This is a genomic window from Paenibacillus chitinolyticus NBRC 15660 (assembly GCF_000739915.1).
Lineage (GTDB): Bacteria > Bacillota > Bacilli > Paenibacillales > NBRC-103111 > Paenibacillus_F > Paenibacillus_F chitinolyticus.
The window spans coordinates 369,328-390,431 of record NZ_BBJT01000006.1 but is presented as its reverse complement, the minus strand read 5'-3'; the positions used below and the strand labels follow the sequence as shown (position 1 = coordinate 390,431).

Sequence of the window (21,104 nt, the reverse complement as noted above, 5' to 3'; positions counted from 1 at the left end):
TTCCTTTCTTGCCTTTTCTTTTGCCTTAAAAAGACCGTAAAGATTCTGCTTCGTTCTATTCGCCTTCATCGGAGTAAATCCTTGGCTGATCGCCGAAACGGGGCGAATTTAATATGGAGAAAACATTCCTCGAATATTTTACAAAAAATTAACATAACAAAAATACAGCGCGAACATGCCCCCTGAACAACCCTTGTACAATAGAGATATAGAATAGAAATTGCAGATAAGTGGGAGCTGGGGTTCCGTGGAAAACAAGCAAAAGACGGAAGGCGTTAAAAGCAACGATTGCTATAAGTATGTAAACCGTGATTTGAGCTGGATCGAGTTTAACCGCCGCGTGCTGGAAGAAGCTCAGGACCCGACGGCTCCGCTGCTCGAAAGAGCAAAATTTCTGTCCATCGTATCCAGCAATTTGGATGAGTTTATGAGTGTAAGGGTAGCGGGAATTCTGGACCAGATGAAAGCCGGCTATCATAAAAAAGACTTTACGGGCTATACGCCGTCCGGTCTGCTCAAGCGTCTCTTAAAGAGAGCGAACCGCATGGTGGCGGACCAGTATAAAGCTTTTCGCGATTTGACGCGCCAATTGGCCCGCGAGGGAATTTTTTTCCCTTCCTACGATGAACTTAACAGCACTCAGCAGAAGGAAATGGACACCTATTTTCATGAAATTGTGTTTCCCGTGCTGACACCGATGGCTGTGGACCAGAGCCGTCCTTTTCCGCTGGTGCACACGCAGTCCAATTATTTGGCCGTCGTTCTGGAAAGCTGTGTGCCGACGGACCTCCGCACGTATTTCGCTATTGTGAGAGTCCCGCATAATCTGGGCAGGCTTGTCCGGGTACCCGTGCGCACCAACAGCAAGAAGCTGGAATTTATCCGTATGGAGGAGCTGATCAAGCATCATATCGAGTCTTTGTTCAGCGGGTATAAACCCATCGCCGTCAACGGTTTCCGGCTCACACGCAATGCGGACTTGACTCTGAACGAGGAAGGCGCGGAGGACCTTCTGGAAGAGATCGAGAAGGAGCTTAAGCAGCGCAGATGGGGAGCGCCTGTCCGGCTAGAGGTGGAGAAAGGAATCCACCCATATGCCCTGGAGCTATTGCGGGACGAGTTTGAAATCGGAGAAGGCTGTTTCGAAATCGACGGCCCGATCGATTTGACCTATCTGATCAAGCAGCTGCCTCAACTGGTCGGCGGGCGCGCCCATTTGTACTACCCTGTCCTGGAACAGGTTTACGCCGAAGAGTTTGAGCATACGGACGATTTTTTCGAGGTGATCCGGGAGCGGGATGTGCTGCTTTATCATCCGTACGAGTGCTTCGATACGGTGGCGGATTTTATTTTGCAGGCGTCTGACGATCCTTACGTGCTTGCCATCAAAATGACGTTGTACCGCGTAAGCGGCAATTCTCCGCTTATCGGAGCGCTGGCCAGAGCGGCAGAATCGGGCAAGCAGGTGACGGTCGTCGTCGAGCTTAAAGCCCGTTTTGACGAGGAGAGGAATATCGCCTGGGCCAGAAAGCTGGAAAAGGCGGGGTGCCACGTCGTGTACGGTCTGGTCGGACTCAAGACCCATGCCAAAATCACGCTGGTCGTCCGGCAGGAGCAGGAAAGCCTCCGGAGATATGTCCATGTCGGAACCGGCAATTACAACGACAACACGGCCAAGCTGTACACGGATGTGGGTTTGTTTACGAGCCATCAGGTGATCGGCGAAGACGCCTCGGCCTTGTTCAACGAAATGACCGGCTATTCGTCGCCTCATGACTGGCAGGCGTTTATCGTTGCTCCCGCGGACATGAAGACGCGGCTTATCGAGCTTATCGAAAGAGAAGGACGCCACGCGCGTGCCGGCAAGCCGGCTCGTATCGTGGCCAAGATGAACTCGCTTTCGAACCAGGAAGTGGTGGACGCGCTGTACGAGGCTTCGCAGGCCGGCGTGAAGATCGACCTCATCGTGAGAGGGGTCTGTGTCCTTCGTCCCGGCGTTGCGGATCTGAGCGAAAACATCACCGTGCGGAGTATCGTCGATCGTTTTCTGGAGCACTCGAGGCTGTACTGGTTCGAGAACGGAGGCAGTCCCGACGTCTACTTGTCGAGCGCCGATTGGATGACCCGCAACTTGACGCGGCGGATTGAACTGATGTGCCCCGTCAGGGACGAGGAGCTGCAGCAGAGTGTGATCCATCTGCTTGAATTGTGTCTGCAGGACAATGTAAAAGCCCGTTTCCTGCAGCCCGGAGGAAATTATATCCGGGCGGCTGAAAACGGGCCTAAAGTGAGAAGCCAGTTCGATGCCATGAATATTAATCGGTGGAAAGTGCGGAAGCGTGAATATACGCGGTAAAGGACCAGTATTTTCCGGTCTCCTCCGCGGTTTCTTCGATCGTTCCGATTTCTGACGGGTCCTGCTCTTTGCAAAGCAGATGCAAATGCAGCTCGCCCGGAACAAAACGCACGTCCAGTTCGGCGATGTTCCCGTTCTCGCCGTAATCCAAGGAGGAGGCCAGGCGGAGAAGAGAGCCGAGCTTGGCCGCGATGTCTTCATCGGACCTGTCCAGCACGCTTGCGTAAGGAAGCGCCTGCTGACGGGTCCGGTTTTTGTTTTTGAAGGTGGCGATCAGGGCGCACAGCACGATCTCCCGGTGGGTAAGCCCGTCGATGCGGGATTCCGTGATGAGGTGGAACGTATGGCGCCAGTGCTGGTAGCTGCTCACCGTGTAGCCTATCCGCTGCAGCAGCGCTGCGGCGTGAAGAAGCGAGCGGTGGCGAGGCTGCAGCTCGGGCGCGCTATCCGCCAGCACATCGTACAAGGCTGCCGCATGGGCGGCTGCGCGGCGGAGATGGTCGTGCGGCAGAGGCGTATGCAGCTTCAGCATGTTTTCCACGCTGAATTGCAGCACATCGGTGATGGGCAGCCGCTCCGGCATGGCCGTTTCGTAGAACAGGCCGTCGCGCAGCCCCGCACTGCTCACGATAATTCGCGATGCTGAAGTCTGCCGGTAAACGGAGTGAAGGAGGACGACTCCGGCAACAATAATATCGGCGCGTCCCTTGGACAGGCCGTCGAGCTTTTTGCGCTTCTCCACGGGAAGGGACGGGAGAAGGTCCATGTAGCTCTGGAGGTCGTTTTCCTCCAGCTCGTAGTTGTGCATCACCGGGAGCGGGTAATCCACGCGCTTCTGGTTAAGCTTCGCCAGCGCCCGCCCGGCTCCGCCCAGGCTGATCAGGGGCAGCTGCGCATGCTCACGGATCCAGGGGTGAAGGTCGATCGTATCCCGGACGAGCGCCTTAAGCGACTCGATCCGTTCCGGCCGGACGATTCCGCCCGGCGTGTACTCGCGGGCAGCCGTCACGGCTCCGAACGGGAAGGAAACGCTGTTCACCCGTTTGCGGTCCAGGAAAAGGGTGATCTCGGTGCTTCCGCCGCCGATATCCACGATGAACCCGTCCCGGACGTCGAGCGTGCTGACCACGCCTTGAAACCCGAGGCGGGCTTCCTCTTCGCCGGAGAGGATGTCGATGACGATGCCGGAACGCTCCGCAAGCTCCCGCGCGATATCTTCGGCGTTCGCGGCATTGCGGATAGCGGCTGTAGCGGCGGCCTTCACCGAATCGACGGAATAGGCGCCGCATATCCGTTTGAAACGGCGCAGCAGCGGTACGACGGACAGGATGCCGTCGTGAGTCATCGCTCCGTCTTCGCCGATGCGCTCGGACAGCCGGGCCGTCTCTTTCGTTTCATGCAGAATCCGGTAGGCGCCCGGAGGCGTCACTTCGTAAATGACCAGACGGACCGAGTTCGATCCGATGTCGATAATGGCGTAGCGGCTGCTGTTCATATGCGTTCGGGCTCCTATATACGAGAAAATTTGTGGACTATGTGGTATGATGAATGAATGGCCGATTTGTCGGCTGCTCCGGTTCCTATTGTACCAATACCGAGTATAGACCACAAACCCGGCGAATGTGCACGAATGATGCAAGAAAGTTTATTTATTGTACTGATAATGAAGTTTTATGAGCTTTTGTTTCACATAATGGTCAAAATCCTTTATTATTAGTAAGAAAGCTAACGCAGTTTTTGTCAATCCAGTGAAATAAGGAGAGGTTTCCATGACAGCTACCAAAGGCTTGGAAGGTATTGTTGCCACAACATCGTCGATCAGCTCCATCGTGGACGGTGTGTTAACTTATCGCGGTCTAGATATCGATGATTTGGCGGAGAATGCCTCCTTTGAAGAAGTCATTTACCTGCTCTGGTTCGGCAAATTGCCCAATCAGGCCGAGTTGGACCAGCTCCGCAGCGATTTAAATGCGAGTTCTTCCATTCCGGATCAGGTTCTTGAACAAATTAAATTGTATCCTTCCGATACAAACGCGATGGCAGCGCTCCGTACGGCTGTATCCGCTCTTGCTTTGTATGATAAAGAAGCTAACGAGATGAGCCGCGAATCCAACGTTCGCAAGGCGATCAAGCTTCAAGCGCAAATTCCGACGATTATTGCGGCTTTCGCCCGCATCCGTGCAGGCAAAGAGCCTCTTGCTTCCAAAGGATACCCGTCCCTGGCTGCAAACTTCCTCTATATGCTTACTGGAGAAGAGCCGGATGAAACCGCTATCACAGCTTTGGATAAGGCGCTTGTGCTTCATGCCGACCATGAGCTTAACGCTTCCACGTTCGCGGCACGCGTAACCGTGGCGACGCTGACGGACATCTACTCCGGCATCACTTCCGCAATCGGCACCCTCAAAGGGCCTCTGCACGGCGGCGCGAATGAAGCCGTAATGGCGATGCTCGAGGATATCGGCGAAGTGGATAACGTCGTTCCTTACATCAACAAGATGCTGGAGAACAAAGAGAAGGTTATGGGCTTCGGACACCGCGTTTACAAGAACGGCGATCCGCGCGCGAAGCATCTGCAGAAGATGTCCCAGCAGCTGACGGAATCGACGGGTCTTGGCAAGTGGTACCAAATGTCCATTCAGATCGACGAGCTGGTAACAAGCCTGAAAGGTTTGAAGCCGAACGTCGACTTCTACTCCGCTTCCGTTTATACGTCCTTGAAAATCCCTCGTGATCTGTTCACGCCGATTTTCGCCATCAGCCGCACATCCGGCTGGACTGCTCACATCTTGGAGCAATACGACAACAACCGTCTGATCCGTCCTCGCGCCGAATACACAGGCCCTACGAATCAGAAGTACATTCCGATCGAAGAACGTTAATTAAGCAGGCCGGCAATGAAGACGGGCGGCAGCGGGAGAAATGGCTGAGCCATCCCCCGCCCGGACAATCCGGCTTTCTCTTTGCGTGCGCCCGCGGTTAAACCGGGTGCGCAACTATGATCTTATAATCGATTAGGAGGATATTTACATGCCGAAATTTGAAAATTATGCACTGCCTACCGAAGGACAAGCGATTACGATTGAAAACGGTAAGCTGAACGTACCGAACAACCCGATCATCCCGTTCATCGAAGGTGACGGCACAGGTCCCGATATCTGGGCAGCTTCCCAACGCGTTCTGGACGCGGCTGTCGAGAAGGCCTACAAAGGCGAGAAGAAAATCGCATGGTACGAAGTATTTGCCGGCGAAAAAGCTTTCAACACTTACAACAGCTGGCTGCCGAACGATACGCTCGAAGCTATCCGCGAGTACATCGTAGCCATCAAAGGACCTCTGACTACACCGGTAGGCGGCGGTATCCGTTCCCTGAACGTGGCGCTTCGTCAAGAACTGGATCTGTACACTTGCCTGCGTCCTGTTCGCTACTTCAACGGTGTGCCTTCCCCGGTTAAACACCCTGAGCTGGTTGACATGGTTATTTTCCGTGAGAACACGGAAGACATCTATGCGGGTATCGAGTATCAAGAAGGTTCCCCAGAAGTGAAGAAAGTCATCGAGTTCCTGCAAAACGAAATGGGCGCGAACAAAATCCGCTTCCCTGAAACTTCCGGTATCGGCATCAAGCCGGTTTCCAAAGAAGGTTCCGAGCGTCTGATCCGCGCGGCTATCGAATATGCAATCAAACACGGTCGCAAGAGCGTTACCCTCGTTCACAAAGGCAACATCATGAAGTTCACCGAAGGTGCCTTCAAAAACTGGGGTTACGCGCTTGCCGAGAAAGAGTTCGGCGATAAAGTATTCACATGGACCGAATACGACAGAATCAAAGAAGAGAAAGGTACCGACGCTGCTAACCAGGCTCAAAAAGAAGCCGAAGAAGCCGGCAAAATCGTCGTAAAAGACGCGATTGCCGACATCGCCCTGCAGCAAGTTCTGACTCGTCCGACTGATTTTGAAGTTATCGCAACGCTGAACCTGAACGGCGACTACCTGTCCGACGCTCTGGCGGCACAAGTTGGCGGTATCGGTATCGCACCGGGAGCTAACATTAACTACATGACAGGCCACGCTATTTTCGAAGCTACTCACGGTACGGCTCCGAAGTATGCCGGACTTGACGTGGTTAACCCGGGTTCCGTTATTCTGTCCGGCGTTATGATGCTTGAGCACCTGGGCTGGCAGGAAGCGGCTGACCTGATCTATAAAGGTATCGAGTCCGCAATCGACGCGAAAACCGTTACTTATGACTTCGCACGTCTGATGGACGGCGCGACTAAAATCAAGTGCTCCGAGTTCGGCGACGAAATCATCAAGCACATGGGCTAATTGTTTTACGAATAAAAGGACCAGCCGGGCTTGCCCGGCTATTCCTTCATGTTCCGGCTATTTGCCGGGACGACAAGGGTAAGGCTGTTTTTTACATTTTCCTAAAACATGCCCGCTTGTCCAAAGCGTGCAACAATGACCAGGAGGTAACTAAAAATGGCTATCCGTCGCAACAAAATTACGGTTGTAGGTGCAGGTTTTACAGGAGCGACAACGGCTCTTATGCTGGCTCAAAAAGAACTGGGTGACGTTGTCCTCGTTGATATTCCGCAGCTGGAAAACCCGACAAAAGGTAAAGCGCTGGATATGATGGAAGCTAGCCCCGTCCAAGGGTTTGACAGCAACATCGTAGGCACTTCTTCTTACGAAGACGCTGCCGGCTCCGATATCGTGATCATTACGGCAGGCATCGCCCGCAAACCGGGTATGAGCCGTGACGACCTCGTGAATACCAATGCGGGAATCGTAAGATCCGTTTGCGAAAACGTGAAAACACACTGCCCGGATTCCATCGTTATTATCTTGAGCAACCCGGTTGATGCCATGACTTACGTGGCTTATGAAGCACTCGGCTTCGAGAAAAACCGCGTAATCGGCCAGTCCGGCGTTCTGGATACAGCCCGTTACTGCACGTTTATCGCGCAAGAACTGAACGTATCCGTAGAAGACGTTCGTGGCTTCGTGCTTGGCGGCCACGGCGACGATATGGTTCCGCTCGTTCGTTACTCCAACGTAGGCGGTATTCCGATCGAGAAGCTGATCCCTTCGGAGCGCATCGAGGCAATCGTACAGCGCACACGTACGGGCGGCGGCGAAATCGTGAACCTGCTCGGCAACGGCAGCGCATATTACGCGCCGGCGGCTTCTCTGGTTCAAATGGCAGAAGCTATCCTGAAAGACAAAAAACGCATTATTCCGGCTATCGCTCTCCTTCAAGGCGAGTATGGCTACGACAACCTGTTCATGGGCGTACCGACCCTGCTGGGCGCGAGCGGCATCGAGAAAGTATTCGAGCTGGAACTTACAAGCGAAGAGAAAGCGGCTTTGGACAAATCCGCGGACTCCGTTCGCAATGTAATCAAAGTCGTAACAGGCGCTTAAGTTAAGCCCGGTTACCGTATATAACCCGAACACTCAAGAAAAGAGCCGATCCGGCTCTTTTCTTCTGCCCGGGTTCAAACGGGTGGAACTCCGGAAGGATGGGTCTTATTGTGCTATTTCTGCAAACTTTATTATTTTTGCACGTGACAGGAGCTATTACGCTGGGCTTCTATCTGCTGCTTCCGCTTCTGCTGCACTCCAGCCTGAAACAGCCGGAGGACGCCAGGCTGGGGCAGCTTAGGCTGATCCGGCACCTGAACCGGGTCGGGCAGTGGATTTTGCTGGCACAGCTTGCAACCGGCGGCTATCTGATCAGCCTGGGCACTTACTCGGCAGCCTGGATAACGGCTGTCATCACGCTGTTCACTGTAGTCGGAGCCGCCGGAGGTATGCTCGGTGTAGCCCTCCGCCGCGTCATTAACGGGCGGACGGAAGCGATGCGCCAGGCTTTCTGGTACAGCGCGGCCGCGGGGCTGGCTTTTGTGCTGCTTCTGGTGCTGAAGAAATTTCCGCAGATTTTGTGAGAGATCGGCCGGCGATGAGGCGTGCGAGAGGCAAGAGGCGCGAGAGGCGCGAGCAAAGAGGCGCAAGGGAGATCGGAGCAAAAGGCGCGAGAGGCCCGAGCAAAGAGGCGCGAGAGAGACAGGAGTAAAAAGGCATGCGAGCTGTCCGAGCAAAAAAAACGAGCTGTCCGGTTAATTAATCGGACAGCTCGTCTAGGGTTTTCTCCAGGCTCGGAGCGAGACGCGTCAGGAAGTAATCGACTTCCGGCATGTTCAGCTCCGTGATGGACTGCTCGATCTGCTTCTTGGCGGTGCCGAACTCCCGGTTGCCCGCCGACAGCTCGGCGGCGCATTTGAGGTAGGCGTCCAGCAGATCCGCAGCTTTGACAATCCGCGCAAGCTCGGGGTCCGCCGGACCGAGTATAAGCGGCTCGTAAGCATGCCGGAGCTCGTCCGGGATCATCTGGACGAGCTTGTCGGCCGCCAACTGCTCCAGCTCGCGGAAATTCCGCAGAATGTGCGGATTGTGATGTTTCACCGGCGTAGGAATATCGCCGGTGATGACTTCCGTCGCATCATGGAACAAAGCCATGGATACGACGCGGTCGGTCGGCCAGCTTCGGCCGAACACTTCGTTGCCGATGGTGCAGAGCACGTGGGTGAGAAGAGAGACGTGGAAGGAATGTTCCGCCACGTTCTCCCGCACCGTGCTCCGCATCAGGCTCCATCTTTCTATGTAGCGCATCCGGTACAAGTAGGCGAAAAAATGATGTTCCATCTTACGGAGTTCCTCCCTGATGACTCTTACTGTCTTGGGATGTCAGGATTCGGGGTTCCTGCCGCCAATAGATCTGGCCGGTAGAGCGGTTGTAGGTCACTTCGCGCCCGAGCAACCGCTCCAGATCCGACAGGCCGATGACCAGCTCGCCGTGCTCGCGGCGTACGGGTTCGGACAGCTCGACGACCGAGGAAGCGGATTTAAACCGGCGGCTGCCGATCGAACCCGAGAAGACGCGGTTGTCCGAGCGGATCGTCACCGATTGCCCATCGTCGGTAACGGCACCGCCCAGATGATCGACGGCCTCCGTCAGACGTACGGAATCGGACGTCTGAGACTGGGCGACCGCCCGGCGTTTGAGCGTCGTGTGCAGCCGCTCCGGCGTGATCCACGGGCTTCCCGCATTGATCCGCGGAATATGCATCCGGTCGGCATCGCGGGTCGCCATCTGCGGGATGATCGTAAAGCCGTAGCGGAAGCCGGCTTTGCTGTACATCTCCGCGCCTTCGTCCGCGATGATGCCGTAAGGGTAGGCTACCGTATCGACGGGCAGCTCCTGCAGCGGAGACAGGTTGGATGCGCAGGCGGCGGCATCGTTATAAATCCGGCTGCGGTACTGCTCGTCCGTTTCCTGAACGCCGTTTACCGTTTCGCGGCCGACGAGGGCGGCTTCCCCGCTGTCCAGCTTCCGGTGGGAAGCGTTGGTGTGGCACTGATTTTCGATAAAATTCGTCTCGTGCGACATCCGGGTCAGTTCTTCCTTGGACATGGACGGAATCATGGTCCCTTTGGGATCGGCTAGCGTTTCGGTAATGATGAAGTTGACGGCGGGAATTTTCAATTCCTTCAGTACGGGATAGGCGTGCGAATACACGCTCTCATAACCATCGTCGAAAGTGACGAGAACGGCATTATCCGGGACGCTCGCACCCGCCAGATATTGTTTGAATTCCTGCAGTGTAATAAAATGGTAGCCTTTGGCGAGTAAATAGTTCATCTGATCGCGGAACAGCTTGCTTGTAATGGTGCTGCTGCTAGTGTCCTGATCATGGATGTGGTGGTACATCAGTACGGCTACCTGATCCTTGTACCACATTTGGTACCGGTCGGCACCGGTCGGTATCAGCAGCGCGCTAAGCCCGAAAACGGCAAGCAGCAGCGCGCTCAGAAGTCTTTTGTACATGAATGGCCATGCTCCTTGTATCATATTTCCGTGGTAACAAGCGGCGTGAACGGTGTGTTATAATTAAAGCATAGTAAGAATAGCGGTGACTACCACAGAAATCACGGTCTTACAGTTGTTCTGATGCGACAAGAGGAGAGGAGATTAACACCATGCAGCATTTTCTACAAAGTGTATACGATTTGATCGTGGAAACGTCCACTAACCTTCCGGCCGACGTCCGCCGGGCGATCCGCAATGCCCAGTCCCTGGAGGATAAGGGAACTCGTGCGGCGCTTTCGTTAAGCACCATTGCGCAAAACATCGAGATGGCGGAAACGAACGTATCACCGATTTGCCAAGATACGGGAATGCCTACGTTTATTATACACTGTCCGGTCGGAGCTGACCAAATCACGATGAAGCGTCAAATCCGTGAAGCCGTCGCTCAAGCGACCACAGACAGTAAATTACGGACGAATTCGGTCGATTCCCTGACAGGCGCCAACACGGGCGACAACTTGGGTCCAGGCACACCGGTTATTCACTTCGAGCAGTGGGAACGCGACGATATCGAAGTCAAGCTCATACTGAAAGGCGGCGGCTGCGAGAACAAAAACATCCAGTACAGCCTCCCGGCGGAAATTCCCGGCCTGGGCAAAGCTGGACGCGATCTGGACGGAATCCGCAAATGCGTCATGCATTCCGTATATCAGGCGCAAGGTCAAGGCTGCAGCGCGGGTGTGATCGGAGTCGGCATCGGGGGCGACCGCACGACCGGCTACGAGCTGGCCAAGCATCAACTGTTCCGTTCCCTGGACGATGTGAATCCGAACGAAGATCTCCGCAAGCTGGAAGATTACGTGATGGAGAACGCCAACAAGCTGGGCATCGGTACGATGGGCTTCGGCGGCCAAGTTACGCTGCTCGGATGCAAGGTTGGTGTTATGAACCGTCTTCCTGCAAGTTTCTTCGTTTCGGTTGCATATAACTGCTGGGCCTACCGCCGCCAAGGGGTTGTCCTGAACGCTCAAACCGGCGAAATCGAGGATTGGGTGTATGAGCGCGGTTCCGACCAGCCGATGAACGAGGCGACTCAGCCGGTAGCTGCAGCGGAAGCTTCGCAGCCAGAGGCCGTAGCTGCCGCTCCCGATGCCGACGAGTCTGACGAGCGTCGTGAGATCGTTCTGCAAACGCCGATCAGCGAAGAGCAGATCCGCCAGTTGAAAGTGGGCGACGTGGTCATCATCAACGGAATGATGCATACCGGACGCGACGCGCTTCATAAATATTTGATGGATCACGACTCGCCGGTCGATCTGAACGGTGCGGCCATTTATCACTGCGGGCCGGTTATGAGTAAAGATCAAGCGGGTAACTGGAAAGTGAGAGCGGCAGGCCCTACCACGAGTATCCGCGAGGAACCTTACCAAGGGGATATCATTAAGAAGTTCGGCATTCGCGCCGTCATCGGTAAGGGCGGCATGGGCCCCAAAACGCTGGCTGCCCTGAAGGAGCATGGCGGGGTCTATCTGAATGCGATCGGCGGAGCCGCGCAATACTATGCGAGATGCTTCAAAAAAGTCGAAGGCGTGGACTTTATGGAATTCGGGATTCCGGAAGCCATGTGGCACCTGCAGACCGAGGGTTTTGCGGCCATCGTAACGATGGATTCTCACGGAAACAGTCTCCATGCGGATGTAGAGAAAAATTCGCTGCAAAAACTGGAGCAGTTCAAGGAGCCCGTTTTCGCCTAAGTTTACTTATGGGCGGGAGGTAGGCCGGTCGTTTGCATGGACTCGGGCAATAAGGCCTGTCGTTCGCGATAGATAGACAATAAAGGCATGTCGTTCGTGAAAACGGGGCTTCGTGCCGGTTGTATCCGGGGATAGAGCGATTTGTTCATGCGGATTTTAAAAAAATTCATAAACGGACTTATTTCGCGGGTGGAAGCCTTCTGCCCGCCGGGCCGGAGGCGGGAAGCCTCCGGTTTTTTTGCATGCGTTTAATGCCTGTTCTGCGGCACTTCTTTACATAATCTTTACTTTTTTTACGTGCGGGGGAAGCGTACACTAAGGATTGATCTCCTGAAGAAAACCGTTATGATGACCTCATGTTTGGAGTGAAGGTAAACTTATGCTCAAATTCAGAGCCCGCTTGACATTGATTCTTATGCTGATGATCGGAGTTTCCATGCTGATCGCCGGCATTTTCATGGCAAAGCTGCTGGAAGATTCACATATCAAGGAGCTGGAAGCCAATCTGGTGCGCGAACTTCGAGTGATCGAAATGACCGGCGACTGGAACAAGGCCGGAGACTTGGCTTTCCTTGTGCCGTATTATACGTCCCAGACGAAGCGGCTGAAGGAATTTACGGATGCCCGAGTGACGTATATCCGGGAAGACGGCAAGGTGCTGGGAGATTCGGATGAAAATCCCGAAGAACTGGACAACCACGCGGGCCGCAGCGAAATTCAGGAGGCAAACCGGGAAGGCGTGGGATACGCGATCCGGTACAGCGATACGCTTAAACGTAACATGCTGTATGCGGCGATCCCGGTAAAGACAGCGGGCGGAGAGAAAACGGGATATCTGCGTCTGGCCATAAGCCTCGAGCAGGTGGAGAATACGATCCGCCATTTATGGCTCTTCCTTCTTATCGGTCTGGGGATCCTGTTCCTAATTGCGGGTGTGACCAGCTACCGGATTGCCAGGGGGCTGACCCGTCCGATCGAGAACATAACGAATGTGGCGAAGCAGATTACCAACCGTAACTATAAAGCGCGTGTGGAAACGAAAAGCTTGGACGAAGTGGGCCAGTTGGGTCAGGCTATCAACCGGATGGCGGACAGTCTGCATATGCAGATGAACCGTATTCTCGAGAACGAAGGCCGCCTCAAAGGCGTACTGGAGAATATGGGAAGCGGTATTCTGATGGTAGACCGCGACCAGAGAATCGTGCTCGTGAACCGTTCGGCCGAAGATATTCTCGGTTTTTCTTCCAATGAATTGTATGGAAAAAAGTACGACGAAGCGAAGCAGCAGTTCGAGCTGACGCGTCTCATTCAGGAATGCATCGAAACGAACGAGCCTATCCGCGAAGAAATCATTTTCTATTATCCGTCGGAACGGATTCTGGAAATCAACTTGAGCCCTATCTCGCAAGCGGATGGAGAATGGTCGGGCGTGCTCGTCGTTCTCCACGATATAACGGCGATGCGGCGGCTGGAGCGGATGCGCAGCGAATTTGTCGCGAACGTGTCCCATGAGCTGAAAACGCCGATTGCGGCGGTGAAAGGTTTTTCCGAAACGCTGCTGGCCGGAGCGCTGGATGACAAGGAAACGGCGAGGTCGTTCCTGCAAATTATTTTCGACGAAAGCGAGCGGCTCAACCGGCTGGTCGGGGATATTCTGGAGCTGTCGAAAATCGAATCGAAGAGAATTCCTCTGCAGTTGTCGCCGACTCATCTCCAAAGCATCATTCAAAAATCGCTAGACATGATGAAAGCGGAGGCGGACAAGAAGAAGATCGCGCTCAGCATGAATGTGGATGAAGCGCTGTTCCTGGAAGCGGATGAAGACCGCCTGAGGCAGATTCTGATCAATCTGATGGCGAACGGAATCAATTATACGCCGGAAGGCGGCCGGGTCTCGGTCTCGGCCGAACTCGCGGGATCGGGAACCGATGGAGAGGACGAGCGGATCCGGATATCCATTAAAGATACGGGGATCGGAATTCCGAAAAAGGATCTTCCGCGAATTTTCGAAAGATTTTACCGGGTGGACAAAGCACGCTCCCGCAGTTCAGGCGGAACGGGCCTCGGGCTGTCGATTGTGAAGCATCTGGTAGAGATGCATCACGGAACGATCCGGGTCGAGAGCGAGGTCGGCTACGGCACGGAATTTATTATCGAGCTTCCGGTGATTCATCCGTAACGACGGAGAAGTTTCATTTTTCGGACAAGTTTACGCGGCGTTAATATTTTATTTACATTCGATTTACATTCCACTGCTATGATAAACTTAAGATAGTAGTATAAGACGTTCAAGCGTGGGGGACACGATGTCACAAAAAATTTTGGTTATCGAGGACGAGCCTACGTTAGCGAGGCTGCTCTCTTATAATTTGACTCAGGAAGGTTACGAAACGAAAGTCGTGGATCACGGGGGAGACGGTTTGCAGGCGGCTATGCAGCAGCCGTACGATCTGATCATCCTGGACATTATGCTTCCGGGGTTGAATGGGTTTGAGGTGCTGTCCAAACTGCGGCAGAAGGGCAATGCGACGCCGGTGGTCATTCTGACGGCCCGTAACGCCGAGGAAGAAGTCGTGCAGGGACTGAAGCACGGCGCGGACGACTACATTACGAAGCCGTTCGGCGTCGCCGAGCTTCTGGCGCGGGTGGCGGCGGTTCTGCGCCGCACGCAGGCGGACGAGCCCGGCGGCGAAGGCAAGAAATCGACCGACAAGGTGATTGCGGTCGGCGATCTGCAAATCTTCCCCGAGAAGTACGAAGTCTATCTCGGGGAGGAATCCATCCCGCTGCGCCCGAAGGAGTTCGAGGTGCTGCTTTATCTCGTGCAGCGCCCCGGAGTCGTGATTACGCGGGATGACCTGATGAACATCGTCTGGGGCTTCGATTATATCGGAGGCCAGCGGACGGTGGATGTTCATGTAAGCTCGCTTCGCAAGAAGCTGGAGATGAACCAGCAGTCGGTTCAGATCGAATCCATCCGCGGCGTGGGGTACAAGCTCGTTGCCCATCAGGGCCGCAAGGTGTAGACGGGACCGGCGCTGCTCAGTGCCGCCGGTCTTGAGATCGCGCCGCGCAGGCGGCTGCGGGGCCGATACGGAAAGCCCCGGGCTGCTGCCGGGGCTGTTCCGCGTGCCGGCGCAGCAAGAAGAAAAGGCAGGTCCCGATGGGGGCCTGCCTTTTCTTCGGTTGCTTGCGGCGCTATAGGGCGGCGGTGCCGCTTCCCCGGGCGAAGCCCGACCGGCAAGCGCCGATCCAGGCATGGTGCGCAAGGTCTCTGCTGCGCTGGAGTACGTGCTGATCCGCATACGCAGCCGGGAGGTGGCGGACCGGCACCCACCCACCCAGACACGGTGCGCAAGGCCGCTGCTGCGGGGTGCATGCCGATCCGCGTACGCAGCCGGGAGGTGGCGGACCAGCATGCGGCCATCCGGGCACAGTGCGCAAGGCCGCTGCTGCGCCGGAGCGCGCGCGATTTCGCATACGCAGCCGGGAGGTGGAGGACCGGCACCCACCCAGACACGGTGCGGAAGGCCTTTGCGGCGAAAGACCAGCATGTGATTGACCACCGTCATGTGACGCCGAGCACTGCGCGCTTAGGGCGGTACGGAAAAATCCGCCCTTACCGGTTCCATTCCAGCATTTTTTTACGGAACTCATGGGGCGAGCAGTGGTTGATCTTTTTGAAGGTTTTGTAGAAATGAGCCATGTTCGGCATGCCGATCTGTTCGCCGACCTGGGCGACACTTATGTCCTGAGTCAGCAGGATTTTCTCGGCTTTTTTGATTTTCTTGAAATTCACGTAATCGAGGAAAGAAATGCCGAGTACTTTTTTGAAATATTTCACAAAATAGTAGTAGGAAATGTTGGCCGCTTTGCTGGCTTCATCCACGTAAACCTTGCCGTCGATATTCCGGTCGATGTACTCGAAAACCGGCTTCAAGCGGATCAGATCGGCGCTGTTGCCGTAATCGAGCAGGCGCTTCTCGTCGCTGCGGAGCAGAGAGAGCACGATCTGTTTCACGAGGATGGAGATGGCGATTTCATAACCGACTTTTTTGCCGGTGTACTCGGTGTAAATATTGCGGATGCAAGCGAATACTTCGTCGCGGATAGCGGGATTTTCCCGGAAAATATAATTCAGCTTGCTTAGCGCGGACTGGGTCTCTGAAAAATAACGCAAATAAGCGATCCCGCTTTCGTCAAAATAATGCTCCAGGTCGAACTGGAACACATAGTAGACGAGTGTGGTGTCTGCCGACGAACGGTCCCGGTGGAGCTCGGAGGAACCGATGAGGACGACGTCTCCGGCTGTCAGGTTCACTCTTTCATTTTCAAGGTAAACGTCGAGTTCTCCTTCGACAATGGCGAGCATTTCGACTTCCTTGTGGTAATGCCACGGACTTGTCCGCTCGTCGTCCCGACGGGCTTGAAAGACCCGCATGGACAAAAAAGGGTTTTCATAATTAATCTGTTCGTTATAGATTTCCACCAGCTCTGCCCCCGAATGACAAAATCGCATATAAGTATCGCCATATCTGTGATTTTATTTTGGCGAGGTATCTTCTATACTTTATTGTAGTACGATCGAGCAGGCAGGGGAAGCCGCTAAATTTTAGAACGCGCGTACATTTTGCCGCCATCCTGTCTGATTGTTAGTTACATACCCATGCTTACCATTTGAAGGAGGAACTGCAATGTCACAAAAGTACCGGATCGGAATTATCGGATGCGGAGGGATTGCAAACGGCAAACACCTGCCGAGTCTGGCGAAACTGCCTAACGTTGAATTGGTCGCATTCTGCGATATTGTCATCGAACGGGCGGAAAAAGCCAAGGAACAATACGGTTCCGGCGATGCTTGCGTTTACCAAGATTACCGTGAACTGCTGAAAGATTCCTCCCTTGATATAGTTCATGTCTGCACACCGAACGATTCTCACGCGGACATTACCATCGATGCACTGGAAGCCGGCAAACACGTCATGTGTGAAAAGCCGATGGCTAAAACGTCCGTGGACGCCCGCCGCATGGTGGACGCCGCCAAACGGACCGGCAAGAAACTGACGATCGGATATAACAACCGTTTCCGCTCCGATTCCCAGTATTTGAAAAAGCTTTGCGAAGACGGCGAGCTTGGGGAAGTTTACTTCGCCAAAGCGCACGCTATCCGCCGCCGGGCCGTTCCGACTTGGGGCGTATTCCTGGATGAAGAAAAGCAGGGCGGAGGCCCGCTGATCGATATCGGGACTCACGCGCTCGACCTTACGTTGTGGATGATGGACAACTACAAACCGAAGGTTGTGCTCGGCACCTCGTACCACAAGCTCTCTCACCGGGCTAACGCGGCGAATGCGTGGGGACCTTGGGACCCGGCGAAGTTCACGGTGGAAGATTCCGCTTTCGGCATGATCACGATGGAAAACGGCGCGACGATCATTCTGGAATCGAGCTGGGCGCTGAACACGCTTGAAGTCGACGAAGCGAAATGTACGTTGAGCGGTACCGAGGGCGGAGCCGACATGAAGGACGGCCTGCGCATCAACGGCGAGAAGAACAGCCGTCTGTACACGCAGAATATCGAGCTTTCCAGCGGCGGCGTAGCCTTCTACGAGGGTGCTTCCGAGAACGCGCCCGATCTGGAGATGCGCATGTGGATCGACGCGATCGAAAACGACAAAGATCCGGTCGTCACGCCGGAACAGGCGCTTGTCGTATCGGAGATTCTCGAAGCGATCTACGAATCGGCGAAAACCGGCAAAGCGGTTTACCTGAACGAAGAGAAGTAAGGGCGGCCGCAGTCCGCTTAAAGCAAAAAAGCATAAACAAAAATAAGCTCGTTTCCGTTAGCGGAGAACGGGCTTTTTTGCCGTCTGGGAGGAAGAGTTACGCACAATCAAAGAGGAGAGAACGGACAGAAGATATGGGGGCACATTCATGGGGCTTCTCGAGGGTTACTTATCCTTCCTTCTCGTCATCGGCTGCGTCGTCTTCAAACGGTTCGCGATCTTCTTCGTAGTACATAGAGTCGGCACCTCCTTCCGGGAATCTATTCTTACATACTAGTTTATGATCGTTTTCTGCAAATTATCACCATGTAAGCGGCAGGTAAAATAAAAAAGGCGATTCTCTTATGGGAATCGCCTTTCTTTTCGCTAGTGATAAGAATGAGTTGGCTAATCGGCACGGCTGGAGCAGAAAAGGTTCAGCGCATACGCCGCTGACGATCGCTTTCCGGCTCGTCCGTAACATCTTTGGCGCGGGGCGCCCATAGAAACAAGAAGAGCAGCGAGACCGCAACGACAATCGGAGGAGCATACATGATCATAAAATGTTCCACGGCAGCATCATCCTTTCTTATCCCGGTTTCCTTGAACATAGCCCGCATCAAACAGGAACAGTCTCATCAGCAGAACAAGCGAAGGAATGAGGATCAGCAGGCCGGCGATAAAAGCGATAATAAGCGCCGTGCCCATGGCGGGATTGGTGAAATTTTCATGAATCGTGATGTACGGATACAAAATATAAGGCAGATGGGAGGCCCCGTACCCGAAAAAAGCAAAGGCGAACTGAAGCAGGACGAAGGTGAAGCCGAGGCCCAAATGTCTTTTTTTCCAGACGGCGTAGACGGCAATCAGGAAGCAGAGGAACGAGACGACGAACATCCAGGCGAGATCGAGCATTTTGGTGAAATGTTCGGGGTTATGCCGGGAGATCGCGAAAAAGACGAGTACGCTGGCCAGAATGGTCGGGACGCTCCAGACAAGCGCATACCCGCGAACGATTTCAAAAGCGGCCTCATCCTTCGCCTTATGCGCATAGTAGGCCAGGAACATGGCGGAGATGTACAGCACGCTGACGATTGCGAGCAGCACGACCGACCAGGTATAGACGCTGCCCAGGAGGGCGCTCCAATCCAACGTGATTTGGCCCGCGGTCTCCACGATCAGGCCGCCTTCCGAAATGGCCAGCACGGTCGATAAAGCAGCCGGGATCAGCAGGCCGGTAGCTCCGTAGATCAGCATGTACCACTGGTTGTCTTTGGACCCGTAGGTGCTGAACGCGTAGTAGGAGCCCCGCAAAGCGAGAAGAATGAGCGCCAGGGACCCCGGGACGAGCAGCGCCGTGCCATAATAGCGGGCGGTTTCCGGAAAGAATCCGACCAGGCCGATGTAGAAGAAGACAAGAAACACATTGGTGACTTCCCAGACGGGAGAAAGATAGCGCTCGATGATGCGGTGCGTGATATTTTTGCTGCCCGTAACGACGGAATAGTAGCTGAAAAAACCGGCTCCGAAGTCAATGGAAGCCACGATCAGGTAGCCGAACAGAAACACCCACAGAACGGTAATGCCGAGCAGCTCCAGATTCATTCCAGGGGCCCCCTTTTCTCGAAAACGCCGAATGCGATCAATTCATCCGCAACGTCGTTGTTTTTGAACAGCTTGGACAGCACTTTTATCGCGGTCAGACCCAGGACGAGATACAGCAGACAGAACAGGAGCAGCATCGTGTCCACATGGGCCGACGTCGTGGCGGCTTCGGCCACTTTCATGTAGCCGCGGAGAATCCACGGCTGCCGGCCAACCTCGGCATAGAACCAGCCGAGCCAGATGCCGAGCATGGAGAGCGGTCCGCAGGCGACGATCACCCGGAGCAGCCAGCGTGGAGCCGGCTTCGAGGCGCGTTTGCTGCGGCTGAGCCACAGATAGAGAGCCGCGATCACGATGGTGAACATGCCGACGGTGACCATGCCGTCGAAGAAGTAGTGCACATAGAGAGGAGGCTCCAGCTCATCGGGAATCTGATCCAGCCCTTTGACTTCAAAGCCGGGGGTGCCGCCGGCGAGGATGCTCAGGGCGTACGGGATTTTCAGCCCGTATTTGATTTCTTTGTCCTCTGTCAAAATTCCGCCGAACACCAGCGGAGCTTTGGTCTGCGTCTCGAAATGCCATTCGGCCGCCGCCAGCTTCTCGGGCTGATACGCCGCCAGGAACTTGCCCGAGAGGTCGCCGATCGCGGCCGTTGCCAGCGCGAACACGAGACCTGCGGTTAGCGTAAGCTTGAGTGCTTTCTTGGCGTAAAGCCGGTCTCCTTTGCGACGCAGCAGCGAGAAGGCCGCTATGGCCGCGAGAATGAACGCGCACGTCATGTAAGCCGAAGCGAGGACGTGCGAAACTTTCGTGGGCGTCGCCGGGTTGAACATGGCCGCGATTGGGTCCACGTTCGTGATTTTGCCGTTTTCAAGCGTAAAGCCTTGCGGCGTGTTCATAAACGCGTTTACGGTCGTAATAAAAAAGGCCGAGGCGGAAGAACCGATGGCGACCGGGATGAGCAGCATCAGATGCCGCTTCGGCTTGAACCGGTCCCAGGTATACAAATAAATGCCGAGGAAAATCGCTTCGACGAAGAACGCGAACGTCTCCATAAACAGGGGCAGCGCGATGGCCTGCCCGGCGATTTCCATAAAGCTCGGCCACAGCAGGCTGAGCTGAAGGCCGATGGCCGTTCCGGTCACAACGCCGATGGCGACCGTAATGACGAAGCCGCGCGCCCAGCGGCGGGCCAGCAGTGTGTAGTACCGGTCGTTCTTGCGGATGCCCGTCCATTCGGCCAGAGCGATCATCACCGGAACGCCGACACCGATCGTGGCGAAAATAATGTGGAACGCGAGCGTGACTTCGGTGAGTATGCGGCTGTACAGCACAGGATCATAATGAAACACGGTGCATCAACTCCCCCTGGAATGTTCTTGTTTCGGGTACATGCAGGTGTATGCAGGCTCATGCAGGCTTATGCAAACAACCTGCGCAGAAAGGAAAGCAGCATAACGGCGGCCACGACGAACATGAGAATCATCAGCCGTCTCTCCTGACGTTTAAACGGTTTCATACTTTCACCGCCCCGGGAAATGATTGTAAAACGATGAGATCTTAGAAGACTCAAACCAAATGCTTCTAATTTTATCTTACACACTTAGCTGTGATTATTTTCACAATACCTGTGAGTAAACGGTGAAGAATGGTTGACAAAATATTGACGACTGACAAAAAGAAGAGACACCGTCCGGAAGCACGGGAAACGTGCGTCTGGACGGTGCCTTTTACGGCGAATGGATCTT

The 21,104-nt window shown here is 54.6% G+C and carries 17 protein-coding genes; 10 read left to right on the top strand and 7 right to left on the bottom strand.

Annotated features, from left to right (window positions below):
- Window positions 1-247 precede the first annotated feature (247 nt).
- Window positions 248-2,356, top strand: coding sequence for a polyphosphate kinase 1 (gene ppk1, locus PCH01S_RS17225; protein ID WP_042231155.1), 2,109 nt, complete (start codon window positions 248-250; stop codon window positions 2,354-2,356).
- Here the strand turns inward: ppk1 and PCH01S_RS17220 are convergent.
- On the bottom strand, window positions 2,316-3,851 hold the full coding sequence (locus PCH01S_RS17220) for a Ppx/GppA family phosphatase (RefSeq protein WP_042231154.1): 1,536 nt from the start codon (window positions 3,849-3,851) through the stop codon (window positions 2,316-2,318). The genes ppk1 and PCH01S_RS17220 overlap by 41 nt on opposite strands.
- 274 nt (window positions 3,852-4,125) lie before the next feature.
- Between PCH01S_RS17220 and citZ the strand changes: the two genes are divergently transcribed.
- The 4 genes from citZ to PCH01S_RS17200 all read left to right on the top strand — a co-directional run bounded on the left by citZ (window position 4,126) and on the right by PCH01S_RS17200 (window position 8,310).
- A complete protein-coding gene (gene citZ / locus PCH01S_RS17215; protein ID WP_042231153.1) occupies window positions 4,126-5,238 on the top strand; it encodes a citrate synthase in 1,113 nt (370 codons plus the stop codon).
- A 148-nt stretch (window positions 5,239-5,386) separates the two neighbouring features.
- Window positions 5,387-6,685, top strand: coding sequence for an NADP-dependent isocitrate dehydrogenase (gene icd, locus PCH01S_RS17210; protein ID WP_042231152.1), 1,299 nt, complete (start codon window positions 5,387-5,389; stop codon window positions 6,683-6,685).
- Window positions 6,686-6,841: 156 nt separating this feature from the next.
- Window positions 6,842-7,786 carry a malate dehydrogenase gene (gene mdh / locus PCH01S_RS17205; RefSeq protein ID WP_042231151.1) on the top strand — a complete coding sequence of 315 codons (945 nt, stop codon included), beginning with the start codon at window positions 6,842-6,844 and terminating at the stop codon, window positions 7,784-7,786.
- Between the two features lie 110 nt (window positions 7,787-7,896).
- Window positions 7,897-8,310 (top strand): hypothetical protein, encoded by a 414-nt coding sequence (locus PCH01S_RS17200; RefSeq protein WP_241688823.1) that lies wholly within the window; start codon window positions 7,897-7,899, stop codon window positions 8,308-8,310.
- A 175-nt stretch (window positions 8,311-8,485) separates the two neighbouring features.
- On the opposite strand, the gene yfbR is transcribed toward PCH01S_RS17200, so the two are convergent.
- Window positions 8,486-9,067 (bottom strand): 5'-deoxynucleotidase, encoded by a 582-nt coding sequence (gene yfbR, locus PCH01S_RS17195; protein WP_042231149.1) that lies wholly within the window; start codon window positions 9,065-9,067, stop codon window positions 8,486-8,488.
- A gap of 1 nt (window position 9,068) precedes the next feature.
- A complete protein-coding gene (locus tag PCH01S_RS17190; RefSeq protein WP_042231148.1) occupies window positions 9,069-10,250 on the bottom strand; it encodes a polysaccharide deacetylase family protein in 1,182 nt (393 codons plus the stop codon).
- A gap of 152 nt (window positions 10,251-10,402) precedes the next feature.
- Here PCH01S_RS17190 and PCH01S_RS17185 point away from each other — a divergent pair, with 152 nt between their 5' ends.
- The 3 genes from PCH01S_RS17185 (at window position 10,403) to PCH01S_RS17175 (ending at window position 15,012) form a co-directional block, all read left to right on the top strand.
- On the top strand, window positions 10,403-11,986 hold the full coding sequence (locus tag PCH01S_RS17185) for a fumarate hydratase (protein WP_042231147.1): 1,584 nt from the start codon (window positions 10,403-10,405) through the stop codon (window positions 11,984-11,986).
- A gap of 379 nt (window positions 11,987-12,365) precedes the next feature.
- The gene (gene pnpS, locus PCH01S_RS17180; RefSeq protein ID WP_042231146.1) at window positions 12,366-14,165 is read left to right on the top strand and encodes a two-component system histidine kinase PnpS; all 1,800 of its coding nucleotides are present in this window, start codon (window positions 12,366-12,368) and stop codon (window positions 14,163-14,165) included.
- Window positions 14,166-14,292: 127 nt separating this feature from the next.
- Complete coding sequence (locus PCH01S_RS17175; RefSeq protein ID WP_009676698.1) at window positions 14,293-15,012, top strand: response regulator transcription factor; 720 nt, start codon at window positions 14,293-14,295, stop codon at window positions 15,010-15,012.
- A gap of 593 nt (window positions 15,013-15,605) precedes the next feature.
- Here the strand turns inward: PCH01S_RS17175 and PCH01S_RS17170 are convergent.
- Complete coding sequence (locus PCH01S_RS17170) at window positions 15,606-16,475, bottom strand: helix-turn-helix domain-containing protein (protein WP_042231145.1); 870 nt, start codon at window positions 16,473-16,475, stop codon at window positions 15,606-15,608.
- Between the two features lie 205 nt (window positions 16,476-16,680).
- Between PCH01S_RS17170 and PCH01S_RS17165 the strand changes: the two genes are divergently transcribed.
- Together PCH01S_RS17165 and PCH01S_RS31435 are read left to right on the top strand one after the other, a co-directional pair.
- Entirely contained in the window at window positions 16,681-17,772 is a 1,092-nt protein-coding gene (locus tag PCH01S_RS17165; RefSeq protein ID WP_042231144.1) for a Gfo/Idh/MocA family protein, read from the top strand.
- 148 nt (window positions 17,773-17,920) lie between these two features.
- A complete protein-coding gene (locus tag PCH01S_RS31435; protein WP_255246846.1) occupies window positions 17,921-18,049 on the top strand; it encodes a hypothetical protein in 129 nt (42 codons plus the stop codon).
- Between the two features lie 139 nt (window positions 18,050-18,188).
- On the opposite strand, the gene cydS is transcribed toward PCH01S_RS31435, so the two are convergent.
- Genes cydS through PCH01S_RS17155 form a run of 3 tightly spaced genes read right to left on the bottom strand, consistent with a single transcriptional unit; the run spans window position 18,189 to window position 20,708 of the window.
- A complete protein-coding gene (gene cydS / locus PCH01S_RS31430) occupies window positions 18,189-18,323 on the bottom strand; it encodes a cytochrome bd oxidase small subunit CydS (protein WP_255246845.1) in 135 nt (44 codons plus the stop codon).
- A gap of 7 nt (window positions 18,324-18,330) precedes the next feature.
- Window positions 18,331-19,356 (bottom strand): cytochrome d ubiquinol oxidase subunit II, encoded by a 1,026-nt coding sequence (locus PCH01S_RS17160; protein WP_042231143.1) that lies wholly within the window; start codon window positions 19,354-19,356, stop codon window positions 18,331-18,333.
- Window positions 19,353-20,708: a cytochrome ubiquinol oxidase subunit I gene (locus PCH01S_RS17155; RefSeq protein ID WP_042231142.1), complete on the bottom strand. Its 1,356-nt coding sequence runs from the start codon at window positions 20,706-20,708 to the stop codon at window positions 19,353-19,355. Before PCH01S_RS17155 ends, PCH01S_RS17160 begins: the two co-directional genes overlap by 4 nt.
- Window positions 20,709-21,104: the final 396 nt, after the last annotated feature.